Annotated in this window: 22 protein-coding genes; 6 read left to right on the forward strand and 16 right to left on the reverse strand. The window is 53.0% G+C overall.

Annotation, left to right across the window (positions count from 1 at the left end):
• Positions 1-53: 53 nt before the first annotated feature.
• From mtgA to arcB, 3 genes are all read right to left on the reverse strand, one after another.
• The gene (mtgA, locus tag ACT3RT_RS11425) at positions 54-785 is read right to left on the reverse strand and encodes a monofunctional biosynthetic peptidoglycan transglycosylase (RefSeq protein WP_485902146.1); all 732 of its coding nucleotides are present in this window, start codon (positions 783-785) and stop codon (positions 54-56) included.
• Positions 782-1,435 carry a hypothetical protein gene (locus ACT3RT_RS11430; RefSeq protein WP_496202999.1) on the reverse strand — a complete coding sequence of 218 codons (654 nt, stop codon included), beginning with the start codon at positions 1,433-1,435 and terminating at the stop codon, positions 782-784. The genes mtgA and ACT3RT_RS11430 overlap by 4 nt, the downstream gene beginning before the upstream one ends.
• A 248-nt stretch (positions 1,436-1,683) precedes the next feature.
• On the reverse strand, positions 1,684-4,023 hold the full coding sequence (gene arcB / locus ACT3RT_RS11435; RefSeq protein WP_353500784.1) for an aerobic respiration two-component sensor histidine kinase ArcB: 2,340 nt from the start codon (positions 4,021-4,023) through the stop codon (positions 1,684-1,686).
• 870 nt (positions 4,024-4,893) lie between these two features.
• Here arcB and gltB point away from each other — a divergent pair.
• Together gltB and ACT3RT_RS11445 are read left to right on the forward strand one after the other, a co-directional pair.
• Positions 4,894-9,351 (forward strand): glutamate synthase large subunit, encoded by a 4,458-nt coding sequence (gene gltB, locus ACT3RT_RS11440; RefSeq protein ID WP_496203000.1) that lies wholly within the window; start codon positions 4,894-4,896, stop codon positions 9,349-9,351.
• A 9-nt stretch (positions 9,352-9,360) separates the two neighbouring features.
• On the forward strand, positions 9,361-10,779 hold the full coding sequence (locus ACT3RT_RS11445) for a glutamate synthase small subunit (protein WP_496203001.1): 1,419 nt from the start codon (positions 9,361-9,363) through the stop codon (positions 10,777-10,779).
• Positions 10,780-10,845: 66 nt separating this feature from the next.
• Here the strand turns inward: ACT3RT_RS11445 and ACT3RT_RS11450 are convergent, their stop codons facing one another.
• From ACT3RT_RS11450 to zapE, 6 genes are all read right to left on the reverse strand, one after another.
• A complete protein-coding gene (locus tag ACT3RT_RS11450) occupies positions 10,846-12,264 on the reverse strand; it encodes a glycoside hydrolase family 1 protein (protein ID WP_496203002.1) in 1,419 nt (472 codons plus the stop codon).
• 283 nt (positions 12,265-12,547) lie between these two features.
• Positions 12,548-13,048, reverse strand: coding sequence for a ClpXP protease specificity-enhancing factor (gene sspB / locus ACT3RT_RS11455; RefSeq protein WP_496203003.1), 501 nt, complete (start codon positions 13,046-13,048; stop codon positions 12,548-12,550).
• A gap of 3 nt (positions 13,049-13,051) precedes the next feature.
• Positions 13,052-13,693, reverse strand: coding sequence for a stringent starvation protein SspA (sspA, locus tag ACT3RT_RS11460; protein ID WP_034786725.1), 642 nt, complete (start codon positions 13,691-13,693; stop codon positions 13,052-13,054).
• A gap of 367 nt (positions 13,694-14,060) precedes the next feature.
• Complete coding sequence (rpsI, locus tag ACT3RT_RS11465) at positions 14,061-14,453, reverse strand: 30S ribosomal protein S9 (protein ID WP_013577238.1); 393 nt, start codon at positions 14,451-14,453, stop codon at positions 14,061-14,063.
• 16 nt (positions 14,454-14,469) lie between these two features.
• A complete protein-coding gene (gene rplM, locus ACT3RT_RS11470) occupies positions 14,470-14,898 on the reverse strand; it encodes a 50S ribosomal protein L13 (protein ID WP_013577239.1) in 429 nt (142 codons plus the stop codon).
• A gap of 287 nt (positions 14,899-15,185) precedes the next feature.
• Complete coding sequence (gene zapE, locus ACT3RT_RS11475) at positions 15,186-16,316, reverse strand: cell division protein ZapE (protein WP_485902134.1); 1,131 nt, start codon at positions 16,314-16,316, stop codon at positions 15,186-15,188.
• A gap of 258 nt (positions 16,317-16,574) precedes the next feature.
• Here zapE and zapG point away from each other — a divergent pair, with 258 nt between their 5' ends.
• The 3 genes from zapG to degS all read left to right on the forward strand — a co-directional run bounded on the left by zapG (position 16,575) and on the right by degS (position 19,681).
• Positions 16,575-16,976 (forward strand): Z-ring associated protein ZapG, encoded by a 402-nt coding sequence (gene zapG / locus ACT3RT_RS11480; protein WP_353500778.1) that lies wholly within the window; start codon positions 16,575-16,577, stop codon positions 16,974-16,976.
• 159 nt (positions 16,977-17,135) lie between these two features.
• Complete coding sequence (gene degQ, locus ACT3RT_RS11485; protein ID WP_278877592.1) at positions 17,136-18,503, forward strand: serine endoprotease DegQ; 1,368 nt, start codon at positions 17,136-17,138, stop codon at positions 18,501-18,503.
• Between the two features lie 107 nt (positions 18,504-18,610).
• Positions 18,611-19,681 carry an outer membrane-stress sensor serine endopeptidase DegS gene (gene degS, locus ACT3RT_RS11490; protein ID WP_353500776.1) on the forward strand — a complete coding sequence of 357 codons (1,071 nt, stop codon included), beginning with the start codon at positions 18,611-18,613 and terminating at the stop codon, positions 19,679-19,681.
• 100 nt (positions 19,682-19,781) lie between these two features.
• Here the strand turns inward: degS and murA are convergent, their stop codons facing one another.
• The 7 genes from murA to mlaF form a co-directional block, all read right to left on the reverse strand.
• The gene (gene murA, locus ACT3RT_RS11495; RefSeq protein WP_353500775.1) at positions 19,782-21,041 is read right to left on the reverse strand and encodes a UDP-N-acetylglucosamine 1-carboxyvinyltransferase; all 1,260 of its coding nucleotides are present in this window, start codon (positions 21,039-21,041) and stop codon (positions 19,782-19,784) included.
• Between the two features lie 68 nt (positions 21,042-21,109).
• Positions 21,110-21,364: a BolA family iron metabolism protein IbaG gene (gene ibaG / locus ACT3RT_RS11500; RefSeq protein WP_034786719.1), complete on the reverse strand. Its 255-nt coding sequence runs from the start codon at positions 21,362-21,364 to the stop codon at positions 21,110-21,112.
• A gap of 192 nt (positions 21,365-21,556) precedes the next feature.
• Positions 21,557-21,850: a lipid asymmetry maintenance protein MlaB gene (gene mlaB, locus ACT3RT_RS11505; protein WP_353500774.1), complete on the reverse strand. Its 294-nt coding sequence runs from the start codon at positions 21,848-21,850 to the stop codon at positions 21,557-21,559.
• On the reverse strand, positions 21,847-22,479 hold the full coding sequence (gene mlaC, locus ACT3RT_RS11510) for a phospholipid-binding protein MlaC (protein ID WP_353500773.1): 633 nt from the start codon (positions 22,477-22,479) through the stop codon (positions 21,847-21,849). The genes mlaB and mlaC overlap by 4 nt, the downstream gene beginning before the upstream one ends.
• A gap of 39 nt (positions 22,480-22,518) precedes the next feature.
• Positions 22,519-23,067 (reverse strand): outer membrane lipid asymmetry maintenance protein MlaD, encoded by a 549-nt coding sequence (gene mlaD / locus ACT3RT_RS11515; protein WP_353500772.1) that lies wholly within the window; start codon positions 23,065-23,067, stop codon positions 22,519-22,521.
• 3 nt (positions 23,068-23,070) lie between these two features.
• Complete coding sequence (mlaE, locus tag ACT3RT_RS11520; protein WP_034786715.1) at positions 23,071-23,853, reverse strand: lipid asymmetry maintenance ABC transporter permease subunit MlaE; 783 nt, start codon at positions 23,851-23,853, stop codon at positions 23,071-23,073.
• 15 nt (positions 23,854-23,868) lie between these two features.
• Positions 23,869-24,672, reverse strand: coding sequence for a phospholipid ABC transporter ATP-binding protein MlaF (mlaF, locus tag ACT3RT_RS11525; protein WP_034786714.1), 804 nt, complete (start codon positions 24,670-24,672; stop codon positions 23,869-23,871).
• Between the two features lie 311 nt (positions 24,673-24,983).
• On the opposite strand from mlaF, the gene ACT3RT_RS11530 reads away from it, so the two are divergent.
• Entirely contained in the window at positions 24,984-25,961 is a 978-nt protein-coding gene (locus tag ACT3RT_RS11530; RefSeq protein ID WP_353500771.1) for a calcium/sodium antiporter, read from the forward strand.
• Positions 25,962-25,973: the final 12 nt, after the last annotated feature.

Genomic DNA, 25,973 nt, shown 5'->3' on the forward strand with positions numbered 1-25,973 from the left:
TCTCTTTTACGGGGGGATGGGCCGGAAGAAGTATCTTCTTTGCTAACTGCTGATTAACGCAAGTTATGCTCTTTCAAGAAAGCATCCCCGCCCAGTTGTCCCATCTGCCGTAAAATCCACTGCTGCCTGCGCAGCACATAAGCCGAAGGCGCATTGACCTTGAACAGATGAGGGTTAGGCAGCACTGCGGCCAATAGCGCCGCTTGTGAGGCTGTCAGCCTGCTGGCAGGCTTATGGAAGAAGTGCTGAGCCGCCTCTTCCACGCCAAACACGCCGTCGCCAAACTCAACAATATTCAGATACACCGTGAGAATGCGGCGTTTGCTCCAGACGGTTTCTATACCTACCGTCAAACCGGCTTCCAGCCCCTTGCGCACCCAACTGCGACCATCCCACAAAAACAGATTTTTGGCAGTTTGCTGAGAAAGCGTCGATGCGCCACGGATCCTGGCGTTTTCCTGATCGCTTTTGGAGAGCACGGATTGAATGGCATCAACGTCAAAACCCCAGTGTTCAGGGAATTTCTGATCCTCTGCGGCCATGACTGCTAGCGCCATTGGCGACGATATTTCGCTCATCGGTACCCAGTCAGAATGTGAAACATAGCCAAAATCCCCGGACAGCCATGCCGAAATCTGCCTTTCGACCATCACAGCAGAAAAGGGAACGGGCAAAAAGGAAAACAGCACGATCCCTGCAATCCATACACCGATAACAAAAATTACCAGTCGTTTTAACCATTTTAAGGGGGCTCGAAGCAGAGCCATTCCAGACGATTTCCTCATTCACTCCATTCCATGACACATCTGACCAGCTTATCAATCCCCAGAGCCGCTTGAGTGTCAGAATCTTCTGACAAGCCCCCCGGAGTGCTAACAATCCGCATTTCCATATTGACCACAATATCATCCGCCGGACAGAAAACCGGCTCGGCACCAATTGCATCAAGGAGTTCCGCCCGATCGGCATCTTTTCCTAAGGTAACTCTTATTGATGTATCAAAGAGTTTCGGCGCTAACAATGATGACTGACTGACAAAGCCAATTGGTTTACGTTTCTTATGTATTTCATCCACCAATGTGAACAGTTGTTCATCGATCCTGTAATAGCTTCCATCTTTCTCGAAGGTGGTTAACTGACCAACTACTCCAAATCCGCCACTAAAAATCAGCGCGCTGAGCTGTTCAGGAACCGATTCCTTGAGTGAAATTATTTCATAATCATCAAAATATGAGGATTTTTTTTCGTTAGCGGTAAAGCTAACGTTACACTTTGCAATAAGCTCTTTAATAACAGCGAGTTCAGAGGCATTAGCAACAATAAACAGCGCCTTGTCTGTATGTTTTCTCACCGACATAACGGTCAAAAAAGCGTCTGAAAACTCTGTTCCATTAGAAAAATCACGACTACAAAGGAAAACACCCACAACCTGCATTTGTATTCTCCTAAAAATCCTGCGATAAAGACTTGTAGTTTTGTATAGACAAAGACTAATCTACATCACAGTTTTTAATGAATCTTGTAACAGCAACGCTTATATTTGTTATGTTGATTCATAGAATATGTATTAGACTTTACGTCGAATTGACCAAAACCTGCGAAACCAAAACCCTAAGAATTAACGCGGGTTAACGATTTCCCTGGTGTTGGCGCAGTATTCGCGCACCCCGGCCTAGGCTGGGGTTATTTTTTTTCAGCGTTTGCCGTCCATTCACGTAAAATTCGCACATCATTACGCCATTCAAGCTTCAACTCATCGATCCACTCCTGAACGTTATCCCACCAAGCTGGCAATGTCGGCGTTTGAATTTGCTGTGCTAGCACTTGTAGATGCTTAAGCCCTACCGACCCGGCCGCACCTTTGATCTTATGGCCCTCTTCCGCAATGCCTTTTTGGTCGCGGGCGACCATGTTGGAATCAAGCACCGCGAGATAATCCGGCATCATTTTCTCAAACATATCCGCACTCTGGTAAATCAGCCCCGGCCCAACCAACTCCATGTACTGTTCCAGCATGGCGACATCGAGCACTGACTCGTTAGCTTTTGCGACCACGGTTTTTTCCTCAGTAGGCAATTCTTCAGGTTGATGATCCCAAAACTGCTGGATCATGGCAGTCAGCGCCGCCACGGAGAGCGGCTTACTCAGTACGTCATCCATACCGGCATCGAGATACTCTTTCTTGTCTTTCAGCACGTTGGCGGTCAACGCCACTAACGGTGGGAGATGCTGGCCGGCATAGTCCTGACGAAGTTTGCGAGCGATATCCAGCCCGGTCATGTCCGGTAGCTGAATGTCGAGCAGCACCAAATCGTATTCGTCCGGATCGAACATTTGCAGTGCGTCGTGGCCATTCATTGCCACGTCAACGCTGTTGCCGAGCTTCTCCAGTACCGAGCGCGCCACGATGACGTTCAGCTCGATATCCTCCACCAGCAGCACGTTCAGCGCCGGCAGCGGCAGATCCTCTTCCTCTTCGCTCTCGGCGACGGGTTCATCAAGCGTAGGCGCGATAACGCTCAGCGTGAAGCAAGAACCCTGTCCCTTTTCGCTGCATACGGTGATATCGCCGCCCATGCTTTGCGCCAGGCGTTTCGACACCGCCAGGCCAATCCCGGTGCCGGTGGCGGGCTTGCCGCCGTTCTTATCTTTCACCTGGTAATACATGGCGAAGATCTTCTCTTGTTCATCTTTCGGAATGCCCATTCCCGAATCCTGCACTTCAAAGCGCAGATGCTCGCTGCCGTCGTGATGGACGCGCACCACGATTTCGCCGTCGTGAGTGAACTTGACCGCGTTACCAATCAGATTCCACAGGATTTGTCGCAAACGGGTGCCGTCGGTAACGATTTTGTCTGGCATCGGCAAATCGGGCTGCATCACGAACTTCAGGCCTTTAGGCTGAACCAGCAAGCCGGAGAGATTTTCCAGATCCGACAGGAAACCGGTAAAGTCCACCGGCTGGTTATCCAACTGCACTTTGCGGCGCTCGAGCTTATCCATCTCAATGATGTCATTGAAAATGTTACCAAGGGTGATGGCGCTGACGTGAATGGTTTTCAGATAGTTGTGCTGCTCTTCGTTCAGATGAGTGTCGAGCAGGATGCGGCTCAGCCCCACGATGCCGTTAAGCGGCGTACGCAGCTCGTGGCTGATAGTAGAGATAAAGGTGGTCTTTTCCCTGCTGGCGTTCTCCAGCGCGTCCTGATAGCGCTTACGCTCGGTAATATCACGCCCGAAGCCCATCAGGCCGTGGCGCTTACCGATACGGTCATAAAATGGCACTTTGCGCAGTTCGAAACAGGCTTTGCGCCCGTCGGGATACACCAGCCACTGCTCGTAGGTTAAAGAGACATTGTGGCGGAAGACTTTTTCGTCGGTTTCCACCACTTTCTCGGCAATGTCCGGGCTGTAAACATCATTAGGGGTCAGCCCAATAAGCTGCTTCTCGCTTTTACCGGTCAGCAACTCCATGGCGCGGTTACAGCCGGAGAACTCCTTGTCTTCGTTGCGGTAGTAAACCAAATCCGGCGAGGCATCGAGGAAGGAGCGGAGCAGAGCCGATTGCTGGCTCAGTTCAATCTGCGCCTGTTCGCGGTGGTGCATCTCGAGTTTCAGCTTGTCGACCACGGCCAAACGCGCTTCTTCCGCCTTGATACGGTCGGCGATCTCCTGATTCAGCTGGGTGATGTTGTCCTTCAGCTGCTGATTTAGGGTCAGGTCGCGATGGCGCATCTCTTCGAGCTTATCGACCAAGCGCGACAAACGCTGACGGGACTCTTCCAGCTGTTCGACCACCACCGAGAGGAAATAGACCGCCCAAGGGGTTATCAGCAAACCAAAGAAGATTGAACGCACCACGTCAATGCTATCAACCTGCCCACGCAGCAGCATGGTCACGGCCATTTGCACAATCATCGCCAGCACCACTAGCGCGGATGCCAATAGCAAAGAAAAACGTACCAATCCCAGCTTGACCATCAGATCAACGTAATACTGGGCTAACACTCGGATTTGCTTCATAACCATTCCCTAAAAACGAAGACGATTAAATGATACCGCATAATGCTCGGAAATGAGGCGAAGATGAGTCTGAACCGCGAGCCGGCTATTGCTGCAGGCTTTGCACCCAGACAGGGCTGGTGATGGTGCAAGGGAGTTTAAATCCGTGCAGATATTGACTAATAAGCTGTGTGATATTATTAATGATCGCCTTAACTATTCAGGTTTGCCCCTAATATCCTCAGTCATTCCGCCCTTTCTTCATAAATTCTCCTTAATGCGAATCACTTACATTAAGAATAACTATTCATTATTACTGCAAATAAAATCACTTCTTGCTGTATGAATATTTCTTATTATTCTCCCCCTCTTAGTACATTATTACTGTCTGGTTAAAAACAGTCACAAAGCACAGGTGGCAGGGGTTTAGCAGTATAAAACACTGCAATTATCGTCACTTCCAGCATGGTACATAGTTAGTGTGGCTAACGGACAGTGAGACAGCTCACACTTCGGCCCCCTATCCGCAACGACTATGCGGGTTTAAAATTACCTTTAAATCCTTTACTTTCAATGCCATAACCTCAGTTATGCACATTTTGATATAACTTAAATACCTATTTGACCTGTGTAGGCTTTCTCGCTAAGTTGGGAGTCCGCTGGAAGCAATCTCGACGGGTGCATCACTCGTCATATTTATGCAGTAATTGAAGACTCCCTCATTAAAACAAGTCAACCACCACTTGTGAGAACCGTCACGAGGGGCCTTTGACCGAGAAACTCAGGCATTCAACGCACCGCAAGAGTGCGCGGAAATGTGAGCCCTCTCCGTCTAAAAGCCCCCTCGCAAAAGGTGTGAGAGTCTCGCAGAGCCTGGGGAGGTTCACTAATATGTTGTACGATAAATCCCTCGAGAGGGACAACTGTGGTTTCGGCCTGATCGCCCACATAGAAGGCGAACCTAGCCATAAGGTCGTGCGTACGGCAATCCACGCACTGGCCCGCATGCAACACCGTGGCGCAATCCTTGCCGATGGCAAGACTGGCGACGGCTGTGGCTTACTTTTACAGAAACCCGACCGTTTCTTCCGCATGGTTGCAGAAGAGCGCGGCTGGCGTTTGGCAAAAAACTACGCCGTTGGCATGTTATTCCTCAGCAAAGATGATGAAGAAGCTGCTGCAAGTCGCCGCATTATTGAGGAAGAACTGCAAAACGAAACGCTGTCAGTCGTTGGCTGGCGCGACGTGCCGACTAACCCTGACGTTCTCGGTGAGATTGCCCTCTCCTCCCTGCCTCGCATCGAACAGATTTTCGTGAACGCCCCTGCGGGCTGGCGTCCGCGTGATATGGAACGCCGCCTGTACATGGCGCGTCGCCGTATGGAAAAACGTATTGAAGACAAAGACTTCTACGTTTGTAGCTTCTCCAACGTGGTGAACATTTATAAAGGCTTGTGTATGCCAGCCGATTTGCCACGTTTCTATCTTGATTTAGCTGACCTGCGTCTGGAATCGGCCATTTGCTTATTCCACCAGCGCTTTTCCACCAACACCGTGCCGCGCTGGCCTCTGGCCCAGCCGTTCCGCTATTTGGCGCACAATGGCGAGATCAATACCATTGCCGGTAACCGCCAGTGGGCGCGCGCCCGTGGTTATAAGTTCAAGACGCCGTTAATCCCCGATCTGCAAGACGCTGCGCCGTTTGTGAATGAAACAGGTTCTGACTCCAGCTCGCTGGATAACATGCTGGAGCTGTTCCTAGCCGGTGGTATGGACCTGCTGCGCGCTATGCGCCTGCTGGTGCCGCCAGCCTGGCAGCAGAACCCGGACATGGACGACGACCTGCGCGCGTTCTTCGACTTCAACTCCATGCACATGGAGCCGTGGGACGGCCCGGCCGGTATCGTGATGTCAGATGGCCGCTACGCTGCCTGTAACCTCGACCGTAACGGCCTGCGCCCTGCGCGCTACGTCATCACCAAAGACAAGCTGATCACCTGCGCGTCTGAAGTGGGTATCTGGGATTATCAGCCGGACGAAGTGGTCGAAAAAGGCCGCGTCGGACCTGGCGAACTGATGGTTATCGACACCCGTACCGGCAAGATCCACCACTCGGCAGAAACCGATAACGACCTGAAAGGACGCCACCCGTATAAAGAGTGGATGGAGAAAAACGTTCAGCGTCTGGTGCCGTTTGAAGATCTCTCCGACGCCGAAGTGGGCACTCGCGAACTCGACGATACCCAGTTGGAAACCTTCCAGAAGCAGTTCGCTTATAGCAGCGAAGAGCTGGATCAGATCATCCGCGTGCTGGGTGAGAATGGCCAAGAGGCCGTCGGCTCCATGGGTGACGACACGCCATTCGCCGTGCTCTCAAGCCGTCCGCGCATTATTTATGACTACTTCCGCCAGCAGTTTGCGCAGGTGACTAACCCGCCAATCGACCCGCTGCGCGAAGCTCACGTGATGTCTCTGGCGACCAGCATTGGCCGCGAGATGAACGTGTTCTGTGAAGCCGAAGGTCAGGCGCACCGTCTGAGCTTCAAATCGCCAATCCTGCTGTGGTCTGACTTTAAACAGCTGACCACGCTGGACAGCAAATACTATCGCGCCGACACGCTGGACCTGACTTACGACCCAGCCGAGCAAGATATGGAAGCCTTTGTCGCCAAACTCTGCGACGAAGGTGAGCGCAAAGTGCGCGACGGCGCCGTGCTGCTGGTGCTGTCTGACCGCAATATCGCGCCAAACCGTTTACCTCTGCCAGCCCCAATGGCAGTGGGCGCGTTGCAACGCCGTCTGGTTGAGAAGAGCCTGCGCTGCGACGCCAACATCATTGTTGAAACCGCCAGTGCCCGCGATCCGCACCACTTCGCCGTGCTGCTTGGGTTCGGCGCGACGGCGGTCTACCCGTACCTCGCTTATGAAACCTTGGCGAAGCTGGTCGACACTCAGGTTATCGACAAGAAATACCGCGAAGTCATGTTGAACTACCGTAACGGTATCAACAAAGGCTTGTACAAAATCATGTCCAAAATGGGCATTTCCACTATCGCCTCTTACCGTTGTTCGCAACTGTTCGAAGCCGTGGGTCTGCACAAAGACTTGTCCAATACCTGCTTCCAAGGCGTGGTGAGCCGCATCGGTGGCGCAAGCTACAGCGACTTCGAGCAAGACCTGCAAAACCTGTCCAAACGCGCATGGTTGAAGCGTAAGACGCTGGAACAGGGCGGCCTGCTGAAATTCGTCCACGGTGGCGAATATCACGCTTATAACCCTGACGTGGTGAACACGCTGCAAGCAGCAGTCAGAAGCGGCGAGTACAGCGACTATCAGCAATACGCCAAACTGGTCAATGAGCGTCCGGTTGCTGCCCTGCGCGATCTGTTGCAGATCACGCCAAAAGGCCAGCCGATCCCAGTGGATCAGGTTGAGCCAGCCGAAGGGCTGTTCACCCGTTTCGATACCGCAGCGATGTCCATCGGCGCACTCAGCCCGGAAGCTCACGAGTCTCTGGCTGAAGCGATGAACAGCATTGGCGGTCGCTCTAACTCAGGCGAAGGCGGTGAAGATCCGGCTCGCTACGGCACCAATAAAGTGTCGCGCATCAAGCAGGTGGCTTCGGGCCGTTTCGGCGTAACGCCAGCTTATCTGGTGAATGCTGACGTCATTCAGATCAAAGTCGCTCAGGGTGCAAAACCGGGCGAAGGCGGCCAGCTGCCGGGTGACAAAGTGACGCCGTACATCGCGAAACTGCGTTACTCCGTGCCGGGCGTGACCCTGATTTCTCCACCACCGCACCACGACATCTACTCCATCGAAGACTTGGCGCAGCTGATTTTCGACCTGAAACAGGTCAATCCAAAAGCCATGATTTCGGTGAAACTGGTTTCTGAGCCGGGCGTTGGCACTATCGCCACCGGCGTGGCGAAAGCCTATGCGGACCTCATCACCATCGCAGGTTACGACGGCGGTACTGGCGCAAGCCCACTGTCTTCTGTGAAATACGCGGGCTGCCCGTGGGAGCTCGGTCTGGTGGAGACTCAGCAAGCGCTGGTTGCCAACGGCCTGCGCCACAAGATTCGTCTGCAAGTGGATGGCGGTCTGAAAACCGGTACTGACATTATCAAAGCTGCCATCTTGGGTGCTGAGAGCTTCGGCTTCGGTACGGGTCCAATGGTCGCGCTGGGTTGTAAATACCTGCGTATTTGCCACCTGAACAACTGCGCAACCGGCGTAGCCACTCAGGATGAGAAACTGCGCCGCAACCACTACCACGGCCTGCCAGAGCGCGTGACTAACTACTTCAAGTTCATCGCTCAGGAAACCCGTGAGATTATGGCCGAGCTAGGCGTGAGCCAGTTGGTTGATCTGATTGGTCGCACTGACTTGCTGCTGGAACTCGACGGCTTCACCGCCAAGCAGAACAAACTGGACCTGTCCGCGCTGCTGAAGACGGCAACGCCACATCCGGGCAAAGCGGTGTACTGCACCGAAAGCAACCCGCCGTTCGACAACGGCAAGCTGAACAAAGACATTCTGGATCAGGCCGCGCCGCATATCGATACCAAACAGAGCAAGCCGCTGTTCTTCGATATCCGTAACACCGACCGTTCCGTGGGTGCGCTGCTGTCCGGCGCCATCGCTGAGAAGCATGGCGATCAGGGCATGGCGGCTGACCCAGTTCGCATCAACTTCAACGGTACTGCGGGCCAGAGCTTCGGCGTCTGGAACGCCGGTGGCGTAGACCTGATGTTAACCGGCGACGCTAACGACTACGTGGGTAAAGGTATGGCCGGCGGCCGTATCGCTATTCGCCCACCGATTGGGTCGGCGTTCCGCAGCCACGAAGCCAGCATCATCGGCAACACCTGTCTGTATGGCGCAACCGGCGGCAAGATGTTTGCTGCGGGCCGCGCAGGCGAGCGTTTCGCGGTGCGTAACTCCGGTGCTATCACCGTGGTTGAAGGCATTGGCGATAACGGCTGTGAATACATGACTGGCGGCATCGTCTGCGTGCTGGGCCGTACTGGCGTCAACTTCGGCGCGGGCATGACCGGTGGTTTCGCCTACGTGCTGGATGAAGATGGCGAGTTCCGCAAACGCGTTAACCCAGAATTGGTTGAAGTGCTTGATGTTGAAGAGCTGGCAATCCATGAAGAGCATCTGCGCGGTTTGATCACCGAACACGTACAGTTGACCGCATCGACACGCGGTGAAGAGATTTTGGCTAACTGGCCGGAATGGGCGCCGAAGTTTGCGCTGGTAAAACCGAAGTCCAGTGATGTCAAAGCATTGTTGGGTCACCGTAGTCGTTCCGCAGCTGAGCTGCGGGTACAAGCGCAGTAAGAGGTCAAGATGAGTCAAAACGTTTATCAATTTATCGACTTACAGCGCGTTGATCCGCCAAAGAAACCGCTGAAAATCCGTAAAATTGAATTTGTTGAAATTTACGAGCCGTTTTCAGCGACTCAGGCCGCGTCACAGGCTGACCGCTGTCTCTCTTGCGGTAACCCGTATTGCGAGTGGAAATGCCCGGTTCACAACTACATTCCTAACTGGCTGAAGCTGGCGAACGAAGGCCGCATTATGGAAGCGGCGGATCTGGCTCACCAGACCAACAGCCTGCCGGAAGTGTGCGGCCGCGTTTGTCCGCAAGACCGCCTGTGCGAAGGCTCTTGTACGCTGAATGACGAGTTTGGCGCGGTGACCATCGGCAACATCGAGCGTTATATCAATGACAAAGCCATCGAAATGGGCTGGCGTCCTGATATGTCTCACGTGCAGCCAACTGGCAAACGCGTCGCTATTATCGGCGCGGGCCCTGCTGGCCTTGCCTGTGCCGATGTGCTGACCCGCAACGGCGTGAAAGCCGTGGTGTATGACCGTCACCCTGAAATCGGCGGTCTGCTGACATTCGGTATCCCAGCCTTCAAGCTGGAAAAATCCGTGATGACCAAGCGCCGTGAGATCTTCACCGAAATGGGTATCGAGTTCCAACTCAATACCGAAGTCGGCAAGGACATCACCATTGATGCCCTGCTGGCCGAGTACGACGCGGTGTTCCTGGGCGTGGGGACTTACCAGTCCATGCGCGGTGGTTTGGAAAATGAAGATGCGCCGGGCGTTTACGACGCGCTGCCATTCCTGATTGCTAACACCAAGCAGCTGATGGGCTATGACGACAGCGTTGATGAGCCTTACACCTCGATGGAGAAGAAACGCGTCGTGGTGCTGGGCGGTGGTGACACCGCGATGGACTGCGTGCGCACCTCCATTCGTCAGGGCGCAACGCACGTCACCTGTGCTTATCGCCGTGACGAAGAGAACATGCCGGGCTCACGCCGTGAAGTGAAGAACGCCCGCGAAGAAGGTGTTGAATTCAAATTCAACCTGCAGCCGCTGAGCATCGAACTGAACAGCGCTGGCCGCGTCAGTGGTGTGAGAATGGCACGCACCGAACTTGGTGCGCCAGACGCCCAAGGCCGTCGCCGTGCGGAGATCGTGGCGGGTTCCGAACATGTGATGGAAGCCGATGCCGTGGTCATGGCCTTTGGTTTCCGCCCACATAAAATGGAATGGCTGGCATCACACGACGTCGAACTGGACACTCAGGGCCGCGTCGTGGCACCTGAAGGCAGCGAAAACGCCTTCCAGACCAGCAACCCGAAAATCTTTGCTGGCGGCGATATCGTGCGCGGCTCTGATTTAGTGGTTACCGCCATTGCTGAAGGCCGCAAAGCGGCAGACGGCATCATGAACTATCTCGAAGTTTAAGCGTAACCAACATGAAAAGCGGGGATGGCAACATCCCCGCTTTTTTTTGCCTTCAACGCTGACTGACTAGAACTGGGTATACAGCCCCTCAAATTCAAAGCCGTTGTTCTGGCTGAGTAATTTGTAGAACTCGCCGCTCTTCTTGATGGTTCGCTGCTGGGTTTTGAGGTCCAGCGCAATCAGCCCGTAACGGTTTTTATAGGTATTCAGCCACGACCAGCAGTCGATGAAGGTCCACAGGTGGTAGCCTTTAACGTTGCAGCCCTCGCTGATGGCCTGATGCAAGTAAACCAGATGGTTTTGAATGAAGCCGATGCGATAGCTGTCCTGCACTTGCCCGTCTTGAATGAAACGCTCTTCATCCGCCACGCCCATGCCGTTTTCCGAGATATAAGCTTCGATATTGCCGTAGTTGTCGCGGATATCCACGCACAAATCGTAAATCCCCTCTTCGTAGATTTCCCAGCCACGGTAAGGATTGAACTTGCGTCCCGGCATCACATAGCTTTCGAAGAACCATTCCGGCATGAAAGGCGATTGCGGATCCACCGCCGTCAGCCGCGCCTTAACTCGCCGAGGTTCGTAGTAGTTGATCCCCAGAATCTGCACGGTGTTTTCGGCGATGATTTGCAAATCCCCCTCTTCAATTACCGGCATCTGATCGTGCTTCTTCAGCACATCGACAAGTTCAGCCGGGAACTCACCTTTAACTGATGGGTCGAGGAAGCTGCGGTTATAGAACAGATCGGCGTATTTCGCGGCCTGCACGTCGGCCGGATTTTCGCTGCGCGGATAGCTCGGGCTGAGATTCAAAATCACGCCAATCTTGCTGTTCAGACCGTGGCTCTTGAAGGCGCGGACTGTCATGGCGCTGGCGAGAACCGTCGTGAAAGCCACCTGAGCGGCGCGCTTGAAATCAACCACGTTAGGATAGTGGAAGTCTTCTAAAAAGCCGCCCAGCACCGGTACAACCGGTTCATTGAAGGTAAACCAGCGATAGACTAAATCACCAAACTCGCGGAAGCAGATGTCGCAGTAGCGGACATAGGCTGCCAGCACCTCGCGATTCTCCCAGCCGCCTTTGAGCATCATGGCTTCTGGCATGTCGAAATGGAAAAGATTAACGAAAGGCTTGATGCCCTGCTGAGTTAACTCCCCCAGCACTTTGCGATAGAAAACGATGGCTTCGGCGCAGACTTCCCTATCGCCCTGCGGGAACATGCGTGCCCAAGAGATAGAGATACGGAAGGAGTTATGCCCGGTTTGCTTCATCAGCTGGATGTCTTCGGGGTAGCGATTAAAGAAGTCGGTGGTGACGTCGGTGTTAATACCGTGGTGGAAGCGGTTAGGGTATTTATCCCAAGACATGTCCCACTGGGTGCGGCCTTTGCCGGTGTTACCGCGCCCTTCCGCCTGCTCTGCTGACCAGGCACTGCCCCACCAGAAGTCCTGCGGGAAAGATAAAAACTGTGGTTTCAGCTTCATGCGAACACCTCCGCCGCCATCTGATTCCCTTCAATGATTGCAGCAACGCCTTGGTGTTCAACATTCAATACGTCCATACCCATCCTCTCCATATATGCACAGTCGTGATGAGTATTTAGCATGGTCGGGATACTTTGCTGAGTAAACAAGTAACAGCGGCAGATGAAATCTTTGTGATACCCATCACCAACTTAGGGAGTGGCCCGGCAACTCCGCTGAAAACAGCCATAAAAAAACCCCGCATCAAGATGCAGGGTTTATGTTGTGGTCATGCTATTCGCGCTTACTTCACCACGCGAAGTGCAGGACGCCCGCCACGAGGCGGCGTCGGTGGCTCATCATCCGGATTCTCTTCAGAGACATCCGGCAAATCGCCGTCGATCACCGACATGGTTGGCGCTGAATCTGCTATTTCGCCTTCGTTGCTGTGGTCCTCAAAGGTACCATCAGCGTCATAAGCGGGTTCAGGTTCGAACATGGTACCTGCGCCATTTTCACGGGCGTAAATCGCCAGCACGGCGGCGATAGGCACGAAAACGTTGCGAGGAACACCGCCGAAGCGTGCGTTAAAGCGAACATCATCGTTACCCAGTTCGAGGTTGCCGACGGCGCGCGGTGCAACATTGAGGACAATCTGACCATCACGGGCAAATTCCATCGGCACCATAACGCCTGGCATGGTGACGTCTACCACCAAGTGCGGCGTCAGCTGGTTGTCGAGCAACCAGTCGTAAAACGCCCGCAGCAGGTAGGGACGGCGCGGAGACATGTCAGTCATCTCCATCACTTAACCTCGGGTATGCAAACGCATTTCGCGCTCTGGTTCAGTCAAAGAGGCCAGGAAAGCATCACGCTCGAATACGCGAGTCATGTAACCTTTCAGCTCTTTAGAACCCGCGCCTGACAGCTCAATGCCCAACTCAGGCAAGCGCCATAACAACGGAGCCAGATAGCAGTCAACCAGACTGAATTCTTCGCTCTTGAAGTAAGGCATGTAAGAGAAAATTGGCGCGATGGCGAGCAGTTCTTCACGCAGTTGCTTACGCGCAGCGTCAGCTTCTTGTGCAGAACCCTGTTCGATTTGGCGCAGCAGTGAGTACCAGTCATTTTCGATGCGGTGCATCATCAGACGGCTTTCACCACGAGCAACCGGATAAACCGGCATTAATGGAGGATGCGGGAAACGCTCATCAAGGTATTCCATGATGATACGTGATTCAAACAGAGTCAGCTCACGATCGACCAGCGTTGGAACGGTGCGATATGGGTTGAGGTCAATAAGATCCTGCGGCAAGTGATCCATATCCACCTGCTCGATCTCGACGCTAACACCTTTTTCCGCCAGTACGATGCGTACTTGATGGCTAAAAATGTCGGTCGGGCCGGAAAACAGCGTCATTACCGAACGTTTGTTGGCAGCGACAGCCATGAAAACCTCCAAGTTTATCTAGAATAATCTGCGAATAGCCAACTGGTCAGGCTTATATCCTGAACAGTCATCTTCACCACCAGCCCGCAGTCTCGCTCCGTAGTTTCGCTTCTAGTTTCTTCAATAAACGTTGGCAAGGTAAACCCTAGCCATAGAGTGCGGTAACGGGAACTGCTCGGCGAACAGGCACAAAAGTGTGTGATAGTTTACCAGATTTTGACCGGTCCGTGGGGACGGGATGGAGGATTTCGTGGTGAAATGTGTGTCAGAAGGCAATTTGTTGAGGCATTACGCAAATTTCAGACATAAAAAAACCCGGTGAAGCACCGGGTTTTTGACGCTGTTCTTTGTGCCGAAGCAGAAAGAATTAACGCTTGGAGAACTGAGGACGACGACGTGCTTTACGCAGACCGACTTTCTTACGTTCAACCTGACGAGCATCACGAGTAACGAAGCCAGCTTTACGCAGTTCGCCACGAAGATTTTCGTCATATTCCATCAGTGCACGAGTGATACCGTGACGGATAGCACCAGCTTGACCGGAGATACCACCACCTTTAACAGTGATGTACAGGTCAAATTTCTCAACCATGTCGACCAGTTCCAGAGGTTGACGAACTACCATGCGGGCAGTTTCACGACCAAAGTACTGTTCCAGGCTACGCTGGTTAATTACGATGTTACCACTACCCGGTTTGATGAAAACGCGAGCGGCGGAGCTTTTGCGGCGACCAGTGCCGTAGTATTGATTTTCAGCCATTGCCTATAATCCCGAATTAAATGTCAAGAACTTGCGGTTGTTGCGCCGCATGAGTGTGCTCGTTACCCGCGTAAACTTTCATTTTACGGTACATTGCACGACCCAGCGGGCCCTTTGGCAACATGCCTTTAACCGCGAGCTCGATCACGCGTTCAGGACGGCGAGCGATCATCTCTTCAAAGGTCGCTTGCTTGATACCACCGATGTGGCCGGTGTGATGGTAATAAATCTTGTCGTTACGCTTGTTGCCGGTAACAGCAACTTTTTCTGCGTTCAGAACGATGATGTAATCACCAGTATCAACGTGCGGAGTGTATTCCGCTTTATGTTTGCCACGCAGACGGCGAGCCAGTTCAGTGGCCAGGCGACCTAAAGTCTTGCCGGTTGCGTCAACTACGAACCAGTCACGTTGTACGGTTTCCGGTTTAGCTGTAAAAGTTTTCATTAAAAGCTTACCCAATTAAAGTTACACGTTGGCGAACACCCTAACGCCTATATGTTTTTATGAGCCGAAGTTCATAAAATAAGTATTGGAGGTTCACACGACCATCGTCCAGCAAACCTACCCCTTCGAATAGCCAATGCCGGCACTTATAAAGTTTCGGGAAAAAAACTTCGTAGTAACGTGGGGTCGCAAGATTATAGAGAAGTCGCCCACAAAGATCGAACCCTTTTTTGACTAAAACGCAGATTTCGCAACCGATTCTTTTTTCACCCATTAAACCAAGCAACTTAGGGAAGATGCGGGCGCTTGAGGTACTCCTCGCTCTGCATCTCCTGCAATCGCGAGAGGCAGCGCTGGTATTCAAATTTCAGCCGCTCACCCTGATAAATCTCAAACATCGGCTTCTCGGCGGAAATCACCAGCTTAACGTGGCGCTCATAGAATTCGTCCACCAGCGCAAGAAAACGGCGGGCCGGGTTTTCATCTTTCACGCCCATCACCGGCACGTTGTGCAGTAGCACGCTGTGGTAGATTTTTGACAGCGCAATGTAATCCAGCTGGCTTCTGGCCTCTTCGCACAGGGTGTGGAACTCCACGGCCAGCACGCCATCGCCAGAGGCAATCGCCTGTAGCGGGCGGTGATTCACCTGCAAAACCGGGCTGGCTTCACCCTCTTGCCCCGCGAGTTTGTCGAACATATGCTGCATCGCAACATGAGTTTCAGGCTGTAGCGGCGTAAGCCACAAATTGGCCTGGGTGAGCGTTCGCAGGCGGTAATCGATACCCGCATCCACGTTCATCACGTCGCAATACTCTTTAATCAAATCAATCGCGGGCAGGAAACGCGCACGCTGCAAGCCATTACGGTACAGGTTGTCCGGAGGAATGTTCGAAGTGGCAATCAGCGTGATGCCACGGGCGAACAGCGCCTGAAGCAGGGTCGCCAGCAGCATAGCGTCGGTAATGTCAGAGACAAAAAACTCGTCGAAGCACAGCACGTCCGTTTCGGCTTTAAAGCCGTCGGCGATGATTTCCAGCGGATCTTCCTTGCCCTGTAGCTCAGTTAATTGCTCGTGAACTCGCAACATGAAGCGATGAAAATGTAAACGCAGCTTGCGATCGCCGGGAAGTGTCTGAAAAAACAGATCCATCAGCCAAGTTTTCCCCCGCCCTACCCCGCCCCACATATATAATCCCTGGGCTGGTCTCTGCGGGCTCTTTTGAGCACTTTTGCCGAACAGTCTTCCCAATAAGCCCGGCCGGGCTGAAGGTGAAACTGGCGCAGCACCAGCTTGAGCATTTAACGCGTGATAAATAGCGTCTAACCGCGTGACGGCGGCAAGCTGAACATCATCTGGTTGGAACTCACCGGCCGATAATGCGTTCTTATATACTGTCAGTGGTGTAATGGGTTGCATGTGGTTCAACGTCCCTGAGAAAATATTTTTCAGTATTTCGCGGAGGTTATGCGCAGATTTAATGCCTATTCGCCGCTTTTATCACCCGTCTGCTCGTGAAAAAACCGCTTTCCTTTGGTGATTGTTCGCCTAGGATTCCACTCAGACAAGGTAAACGGTTATAGTGGACTTATACGGGTCGAAACGTATGTTGAATTTACGTTAAAACCATTGCGTGAAAAAGCCCTACGGAACAACGAAGTTAAAATAGGAGTCATTATGACCTGGGAGTATGCGCTCATTGGATTAGTGGTCGGTATCGCCGTTGGTGCGGTAGCGATGCGCTTTGGCAATCGTAAATTACGCGATCAGCAAGTGATGCAAAACGAGCTGGAGAGAAGCAAAGCAGAACTCGAAGAGTATCGTCAGGAACTCACTGGCCACTTCGCCCGCAGCGCTGAGCTGCTGGATAACATGGCCACCGACTATCGCCAGCTGTATCAGCACATGGCGAAAAGCTCGAACAATTTACTGCCAGATATGCCGGCCCATGACAATCCGTTCAACTACCGTTTGACGGGTTCAGAGGCAGATAACGATCAGGCTCCGGTTGAGATGCCACGCGATTACTCAGATGGCGCGTCTGGCCTTCTGCGCGGTGAGCGTACTGGTCGTAAATAAGGTTCTACCTTGCTCCGCGACGCTATTCATCGTTGCGGGCAACTCGCGGCGCACCGATTTCGGTCTCGCCGCGCCAACTTCAAACCCGTCTTCTTTTATAAATATAAACAATCTCATTACCGTTTCGAGCCTCTAACAGACAGCGAGAGAGTTATCCTGATGAAGAAAAAGTCATTTTTACTCAGTGCATTAGCCATTAGTCTCGGATTAACCTTCGCTTCTGTTCCTGTTGCGAACGCCAGTATTCCTGTCGCCGTAGACGGTCAGGCATTGCCAAGTCTGGCGCCAATGCTGGAAAAAGTCCTGCCCGCCGTGGTCAGCGTGCAGGTCACTGGCACCACGCCTGCCAGCAACGACGTTCCCCCTGAATTTAAATTCTTCTTCGGCCCACAGGCGCCAACGGAAGATCAGGGCGGTCAGGCTTTTGAAGGCCTTGGTTCTGGCGTCATTATTGATGCCGCCAAAGGCTATGTACTGACCAACAACCACGTGGTTAACAACGCCGACAAGATCAAAGTGCAGATCAACGACGGCCGTGAATATGATGCGAAGCTGATTGGCAAAGACGATCAGTCCGATATCGCCCTGATTCAGCTGATTGACGCCAAAAACCTGACCCAAATTGCCATGGCTGACTCCGACGCGCTGCGCGTGGGCGACTTCGCTGTTGCCGTAGGTAACCCCTTCGGTCTGGGTCAAACCGCGACGTCCGGCATTATCTCTGCGCTGGGGCGCAGTGGCTTGAATCTGGAAGGGTTGGAAAACTTTATCCAAACCGATGCCTCAATTAACCGGGGTAACTCCGGTGGCGCGCTGATTAACTTGAAAGGCGAGCTTATCGGTATCAATACCGCGATCCTCTCCTCGCAGGGCGGCAGCATCGGCATTGGTTTCGCCATTCCGGTGAACATGGCGAAAAACCTCAGCGCTCAGTTGATTAAGTTTGGCGAAGTGAAACGCGGCCTACTGGGTATTCGCGGCAGCGAAATGACTCCGGAACTAGCAAAAGCCTTCAAACTGGACAGCCAGCGTGGTGCCTTCGTCAATGAAGTTCTGCCGGATTCCGCAGCGGCAAAAGCCGGTATCAAGGCTGGCGACGTGCTGATCACCCTGCAAGGCAAACCGCTAAGCAGCTTTGCCGAACTGCGTGCCAAAGTGGGAACTGCCGGTCCGGGCGTCACCATGCAGATTGGTTTGCTGCGCGAAGGCAAGCCGATGAATGTGGATGTCACGCTAGATAAAAGCCCGACGGTGGAAACCAGCATCGATAAGATAAACCCGGCGCTGCAGGGCGTGACCTTAAGCGATCTTGATCCTAAAACCGCCAAAGGTATTCGGGTCGATGACGTGAAGAAAGGCTCTCCGGCGGATCAAATCGGCTTGCAGAAAGATGACGTGATCGTCGGCGTAAACCGCGAGGCCGTCGACAATCTGGCTGCACTGCGCAAGATCCTGGAAACCAAACCGGCCTTGATTGCCCTGAGCGTGCAACGTAAAGGGCAGAATATCTATTTGTTGATGCCGTAAAAGCGTCGTTAATGCCGTAAACCTCTGAAAATCGGACGTAGCCAGTGCTGCGTCCGATTAACTCATGCTATCCTTCTGACATATTTCAACCACCATTCCAGACACTCATGCTAGTTAAGTTATTGCGATCCGCCGTTATTGGACTGATTGTTGCCGGTATTTTGCTGGCCGCGGTGCCTATGCTGCGTAAAAATATCGCCCAGCCGCTGTTTGAGCATAATTTCACTGAAAATAGCCAACAGCCGGTCAGCTATAACGAAGGCGTGCGTCACGCAGCCCCTGCGGTAGTTAACGTTTATAACCGTAATATGGGAGCCAACTCGCAAAGCGAGTTGCAGATCCGCACTCTGGGATCGGGCGTCATCATGAATGACAAAGGCTACATTCTGACCAACAAACACGTTATCAATAATGCTGACCAAATCATCGTCGCATTACAGGATGGGCGCGTGTTTGAAGCCCTGCTGGTCGGTTCGGATACCCTCACCGATCTGGCCGTGCTGAAAATCGATGCAGGTACTAATCTGCCGGTCATTCCGATTAACGCCAAGCGGGTGCCTCACGTGGGCGACATCGTGATGGCGATTGGCAACCCTTATAACCTTGGTCAGACCGTGACGCAGGGGATTATCAGCGCCACGGGGCGTATTGGTTTAAGCCCGTCTGGTCGCCAAAACTTCCTGCAAACCGATGCCTCTATTAACCAAGGCAACTCGGGCGGGGCGCTGGTGAACTCACTGGGCGAACTGGTGGGTATCAACACCCTCTCCTTCGACCAGAGCAATGATGGCGCGACGCCAGAGGGCATCGGCTTCGCCATCCCTACCGCATTGGCCACCAAAGTCATGGGCAAGCTTATCCGCGATGGTCGGGTGATCCGTGGTTATATCGGTATCGGCGGGCGCGAGGCTTCTCCTCTGCACGGGCCAAATACCGGTTTAGATAGAATTCAGGGCATTATCGTTAATGAAGTGACACCAAACGGTCCGGCGGCCAACGCGGGTATCGTGGTGAGCGACGTGATTGTCAGCGTGAACGGCAAACCGGCGGTGTCAGCCATTGAGACGATGGACCAGGTCGCAGAGATTCGCCCTGGCACGGTTATCCCGGTTGAGATCATGCGCGACGGCAAGAAGATTGCTCTACAGGTCACCATTCAGGAATATCCGTCGCATTGATCGGGCGATAAAAACCAGAGCGATAAAAAAAGCCGGAAGATTCAATCTTCCGGCTTTTTTATGGGTGGCCCGACAGGATATGTCGGGCAGTACGGCGTAATTACTCGCCTTTCACACGTTCGATTTTTGCACCCAGCTGGCGCAGTTTATCTTCGATACGCTCATACCCGCGATCGATGTGATAAATACGGTCAACGATAGTCACGCCTTCCGCAATACAGCCCGCCAGTACCAGACTCGCCGAAGCGCGCAGGTCGGTCGCCATTACCTGCGCACCGGACAGCTGCTCAACACCGTGACAAATCAAGGTGCTGCCTTCAATCTCAGCGTGAGCACCCATGCGGATAAGCTCAGGAATGTGCATGAAGCGGTTTTCGAAGATGGTTTCGGTGATAACGCCGGTACCTTCGGCAACCAGGTTCAGCAAGCTGAACTGCGCCTGCATGTCAGTCGGGAAGCCCGGGTGCGGGGCGGTGCGCAGCGTTACGGCTTTCGCGCGCTTACCGTGCATGTCGAGGCTGATCCAATCTTCGCCCACTTCGATATCAGCACCTGCTTCACGCAGTTTTGCCAGCACGGCATCCAGCGTGTCAGGGCGAGTATCGCGGCAAACCACTTTACCGCCAGAGATAGCAGCTGCAATCAGGAAAGTGCCGGTTTCGATACGATCAGGCACGACGCGGTAAACACCGCCGCCGAGACGCTTCACGCCTTCGATGGTGATTTTGTCGGTACCTGCGCCAGTGATTTTTGCACCGATGGCGTTGAGGAAGCCGGCAGTGTCCGCGATTTCTGGCTCACGCGCCGCGTTCTCGATGATGGTGGTGCCTTCAGCCAAGGTTGCCGCACACATGATTGTCACGGTCGCGCCTACGCTCACCTTGTCCATCACGATGTGAGCGCCCTTCAGGCGGCCATCGACAGAAGCTTTCACATAGCCTTCTTCCAGCACGATTTTGGCACCCAACTGCTCAAGGCCGCTAATGTGCAAATCAACCGGACGCGCGCCGATAGCGCAGCCGCCCGGCAGGGAAACCTGCCCCTGACCGAAACGAGCAACCAGCGGGCCTAATGCCCAGATAGAAGCGCGCATGGTTTTGACTAAGTCGTATGGCGCGCAAAATTCATTTACGTCGCGTGCATCAACAAAAACCGAACCATTACGTTCGACTTTAGTCCCCAGCTGACCAAGCAGCTTCATGGTGGTGTCGATGTCTTTTAAATGCGGGACATTCTGTAGCTCAACCGGCTCTTCGGCGAGAAGCGCGGCAAACAAGATAGGAAGTGCGGCATTTTTTGCACCGGAGATAGACACTTCGCCACTTAGACGAGTCCCACCCTGTACACGAAATTTATCCATTATGACGGCTCTCTTAATTTCAAAAACTTCATTTCAAATATTGCGGAACTGCCGGATGAACCAGCAGCTTAAAAACCGTTCAGCTTGCGATCGCGCTGCCATTCTTCAGGGGTATAAGCTTTGATAGAAAGGGCGTGGATGCGGTTATCAGCGATGTATTCCATCAGCGGGGCGTACACGGTTTGCTGTTTTTTCACGCGGCTCATGCCGTCGAACATGGCGCCGACCACGATGGCCTGAAAATGGCTACCGTCGCCAGTAATATGAGCTTCATCTAATGCCAATGCGTTCATCAGCACGTCTTTAATTTCGTTAGTGTCCATAGCAATCGATTCTTCTGAAGAGATCATAACAGCCGAACATCTTATAGAGATCCGGCCAACTCTTAAACCATGAAAAAGCCCCTGTTCGAGAGTTTCGCACAGGGGCTTGTCGGTATGGAGGCCGCTTTAGCCATGACTTCAGGCTAACTCACGGTATCTATTGCCTTATTTTATCCGGCATGGAAGGCACATTTAGTTAACAGGAATAATGTCCTGCAAATTGTAGAGTGCGATCAAGGTGCTCAAACGGTCGGTCATGCCGGTCACGCTGAGTGAGCCACCGCCCTGCTCTGCCAGCTCACGCAGGTGAACCAGCATCGCCAGTCCGGCAGAATCAACGCGCTCAAGGCCAGCAACATCCACAGTGTTAACGCCCGCCATCAGAGTCAGGCGCTGGTTCCATAATGGCAGCAGGGTTTCGCGATCCAACTCACCGCGCAAAATCAGGCGCGGTGGTTGATGTTCCCAGCTCAGTTGGCCTTTCATTTTTGATCCAGAGTGATTGGCTGCGCAGCGGCTTGTTTCAGACGCTCAGTCAGACCATCAATGCCTTTCTGGCGCAAAATGTCTGCCCACTCGTTCTGCTTGGTAGAGATCATGCTGACGCCTTCGGCAATCATGTCATAAGCCTGCCAATCACCAGTCTGGCTGTTTTTACGCCATTGGAAATCAAGACGAACCGGCGGACGGCCGTGCTGGTCGATGATGGTAACGCGGATAGCGATGATTTGCTGGCCGGCATAAGACTGCTCAGGCTGTACCTGATAGGTCTGGTCGCGGTATAACGCCAACGCCTGACCGTAAGCCTGTTGCAGGTAGTCGCCGAACGCTTTGAAGTACGCATCACGCTGGGCTGGGGTCGCATCTTTGTAGTAACGGCCTAGCACCAGAGCGCCCGCGTATTTGATCTGCACGAAAGGCAGTAGCTCTTCACGCACGATGGTACGCAGATAGTTTGGATCTTGTTTGATTTTCGGCTGATCGGTTTTCAAGCGGGTAAAGGTATTTTTCGCCGCTTCATTCATCACGCTATAAGGGTTGGTCTTGTCTACTGCCGCATTGGCTAGGGGTGCCATTACCACCAGCAGAGTGGCCAAAATAATACGTTTAAACATGCCTTGCTCCTCTTAATAAAGCTTTGCGATGGAAACTACTTAATGACTTGGGGCCGCAGGTTGTGGGGCTGATACAGCATCTGGCGCTGCCTGTGCGTCACCGGATTTCGCATCTTTACCATCGTTACCGCTCTTGTACAGGAATTGGCCGATAAGGTCTTCCAACACTAAAGCTGATTTGGTGTCCTGAATTGAACCGCCATCTTTAAGGATAGTCGTTCCCATCTCTGGGTCTTCGAAACCAATGTTCAGGGCCAGGAATTGCTCGCCCAGCAGGCCAGATGTGCGAATCGCCAAGGTACTGGTGCTCGGGATCTGGTTGTATTTCTGCTCGATATCCATTTCCACTTTTGGCGAGTAGTTTTTATCGAGTGTGATGGCGCTAACACGGCCAACCACTACGCCGCCCACTTTCACCGGAGAGCCCGCTTTCAGGCCACCGATGTTGTCAAAGGTGGCAGAGATACGGTAAGTCGGTTCTGAACCGATCGAACGAATATCGGCCACTTTGAGGCAAAGGAATAACACGGCGCACAGGGCGATTATCAAAAATGCGCCAACCCAAATTTCACTCTTTTTCGTTTGCATCGATTAATTCCCAAACATCAGTGCTGTCAGCACAAAATCTAATCCCAGCACCGCCAAAGACGAATGCACCACGGTACGAGTCGTTGCCCGGCTAATCCCTTCCGAAGTTGGGATAGCATCATAACCATTGAAGAGCGCAATCCAGGTCACGGTAATAGCGAAAACTACGCTTTTAATCAAACAGTTGAGCAGGTCATGACGCCATTCTACTGCACTTTGCATGGCGGACCAGAAGAAGCCGCTGTCGATGCCTTTCCAGTTAACGCCGACCAGAGAGCCGCCCCAAATCCCCACCGCGACAAAAATGGCGGTGAGCAGAGGCATGGAGATCATCCCGGCCCAGAAGCGCGGCGCGACAACGCGGCGCAGTGGGTCAATTGCCATCATTTCCAGACTTGAGATCTGCTCGGTGGCTTTCATCAAGCCGATTTCCGCAGTGAGTGCAGAACCCGCACGCCCGGCGAACAGCAGAGCCGTGACTACCGGCCCCAGCTCGCGGAGCAAGGAGAGCGCCACCATCATGCCCAGACTGGCTTCAGCACTGTAGGTGGTCAGAACGATATAGCCTTGCAGCCCCAGCACCATGCCGATAAACAGGCCTGAAACCAAAATGATCAGCAGTGACAGCACGCCCACGCTGTACAGCTGTTTGAGCAGCAACGGCCACTGCTTGGCAAACTGCGGCTTACCGACCAGGGCGCGAAATAGCATCAAACCGGCGCGACCAAAAGAGGCGCAAGTTTGAATGCCACGGCGGCCCGTTGAGGCTAATGCCTTAATTAACATTGATATACAACTCCATCATCCAAGCAACTCGGTTTTATAATCACCCGCTGGGAACCGGAAAGGCACCGGACCATCCGCAATGCCGTCCAGGAACTGGCGGACGCGTGGGTCAGGATTGTTCTGCAATTCCTCCGTCGTTCCTTCCGCAATAACATGCTGAGCCGCCACGATATAAGCATAGTCGGCGATGCTAAGGACCTCTGGAACGTCGTGCGACACGACAATACAGGTAACACCAAGTGCATGATTAAGCTCATCAATCAGCTTCACCAAGACGCCCATGGTGATAGGGTCCTGGCCGACAAAAGGTTCGTCGAACATGATGAGTTCGGGATCAAGCGCGATGGCGCGAGCCAAGGCGACGCGACGCGCCATACCGCCGGACAGCTCCGCCGGCATCAGTTCCCCTGCCCCGCGCAGGCCAACGGCCTCCAGCTTCATGGTAACAGTGCTGCGCAGCAGCTCTTCGGGCAGCTTGCTGTGTTCGCGCAGCGGGAAGGCGACATTTTCAAACACATTGAGGTCGGTGAACAATGCACCGGACTGAAACAGCATGCTCATTTTTTTACGTGATTCGTAGAGCTTACTGCGTGATAAGGCAGGGATATTTTCCCCGTCGAACCAGATTTCACCACTGTCTGGTGCTAACTGGCCGCCAATGAGACGCAACAAGGTGGTTTTCCCGATCCCCGATGGCCCCATGATGGCAGTGACTTTGCCGCGTGGCACCGTCATGTTTATCTCTTCGAAAATGGGACGATCGCCGCGCATGAAGCTCATGCCTTTGATCTCGACCAGATTCGATTGGCTCTGACTCATTCAGTTTATCCCTTCGGACTGTTTCAGCTTACGATACCCCTGATGTTAGAGGGATCAGCGCATAACTCCGGTATTTTTACAAAAACTTACCGCGTTTGCGTCACTAAAGTTGCCATTGATTTACTTTTCTCTGGCAGAGGGTCAAAATCTTCGAAAACACGATTAAAACAAATCAACAATTCGTCTAACATATAGCAGCTTTGACTGGCTGTATTAAGGACAGTTTGAAGCTTGTTGATCATTTTTGACTACCATTTTGGTCGCCTGTTCGGGTTACGAACCTCGCATTATACCTAATTAAAGGACTTTTCATGCTTCTCGCTATCGTACTCATGGTTGTCGGCCTCCTGCTTCTGGTTTATGCCGCCGATCGATTAGTGTACGGAGCCGCCGTTCTCGCCCGCTCAATTGGCATCCCGCCGTTAATTATAGGTATGACCGTGGTTGGCATCGGGATCTCCTTGCCGGAGCTAGTGGTATCCACCACCGCCGCGATTAATGATCAGATGGATTTAGCCGTGGGTAACGCCATCGGTTCAAATATCATTAATATTCTTCTGATTTTGGGCGGAGCGGCCCTAATTCATCCACTTTCCGTGGGTTCTGATATCTTGCGCCGCGAACTCCCTTTATTGTTACTGGTCACCGTGCTCTGTGGTTTTCTGCTTAGCGATGGTGAATTGAGCAGAATGGACGGCCTTCTGCTGCTGGCGAGTGCCGCGATTTTTGTCATCTTAATGATAAAAATTGCCCGCGCCGCCGAGAAGCAAGGGTTGGACACCCTGACCTATGAACAGATGGCGGAGCTCCCGCAGGACAGTAGCAATACGGTCGCTTTCCTGTGGCTGGCGCTGGGGTTCATTATCATGCCGCTGGCGTCGAGCATGATTGTTGATAACTCGACGGTGATTGCCCGCTACTTTGGCGTCAGCGAACTGATTATCGGTTTGACGGTGGTGGCTATCGGCACCAGCCTGCCGGAGCTGGCGACCTTTATTGCTGGCGCGGTGAAAGGTGAAGACGACATCGCGCTGGGTAATATTATCGGTGCCAACATCTTTAACACCTGTTTGGTGCTGGGCCTGCCCGCGCTGGTGGCTCCAGGGTCGTTTAGCCCTGAGGCGTTCCACCGCGATTACTGGGTCATGTTAGCCGTCAGCGTGGTGCTAACTGGCCTGTGTTTGATGCGCAAACATCGCATCGGCCATCTGGCAGGAACCTTGTTATTATGCGGCTTTGTCGCCTATCTCGCGTTGCTCTACTTTGTGCCGGGCAGCGTTGATTTTTGACCCATCAGGAAG

This window comes from Ewingella sp. AOP9-I1-14 (genome assembly GCF_052375995.1).
GTDB lineage: Bacteria > Pseudomonadota > Gammaproteobacteria > Enterobacterales > Enterobacteriaceae > Ewingella > Ewingella allii.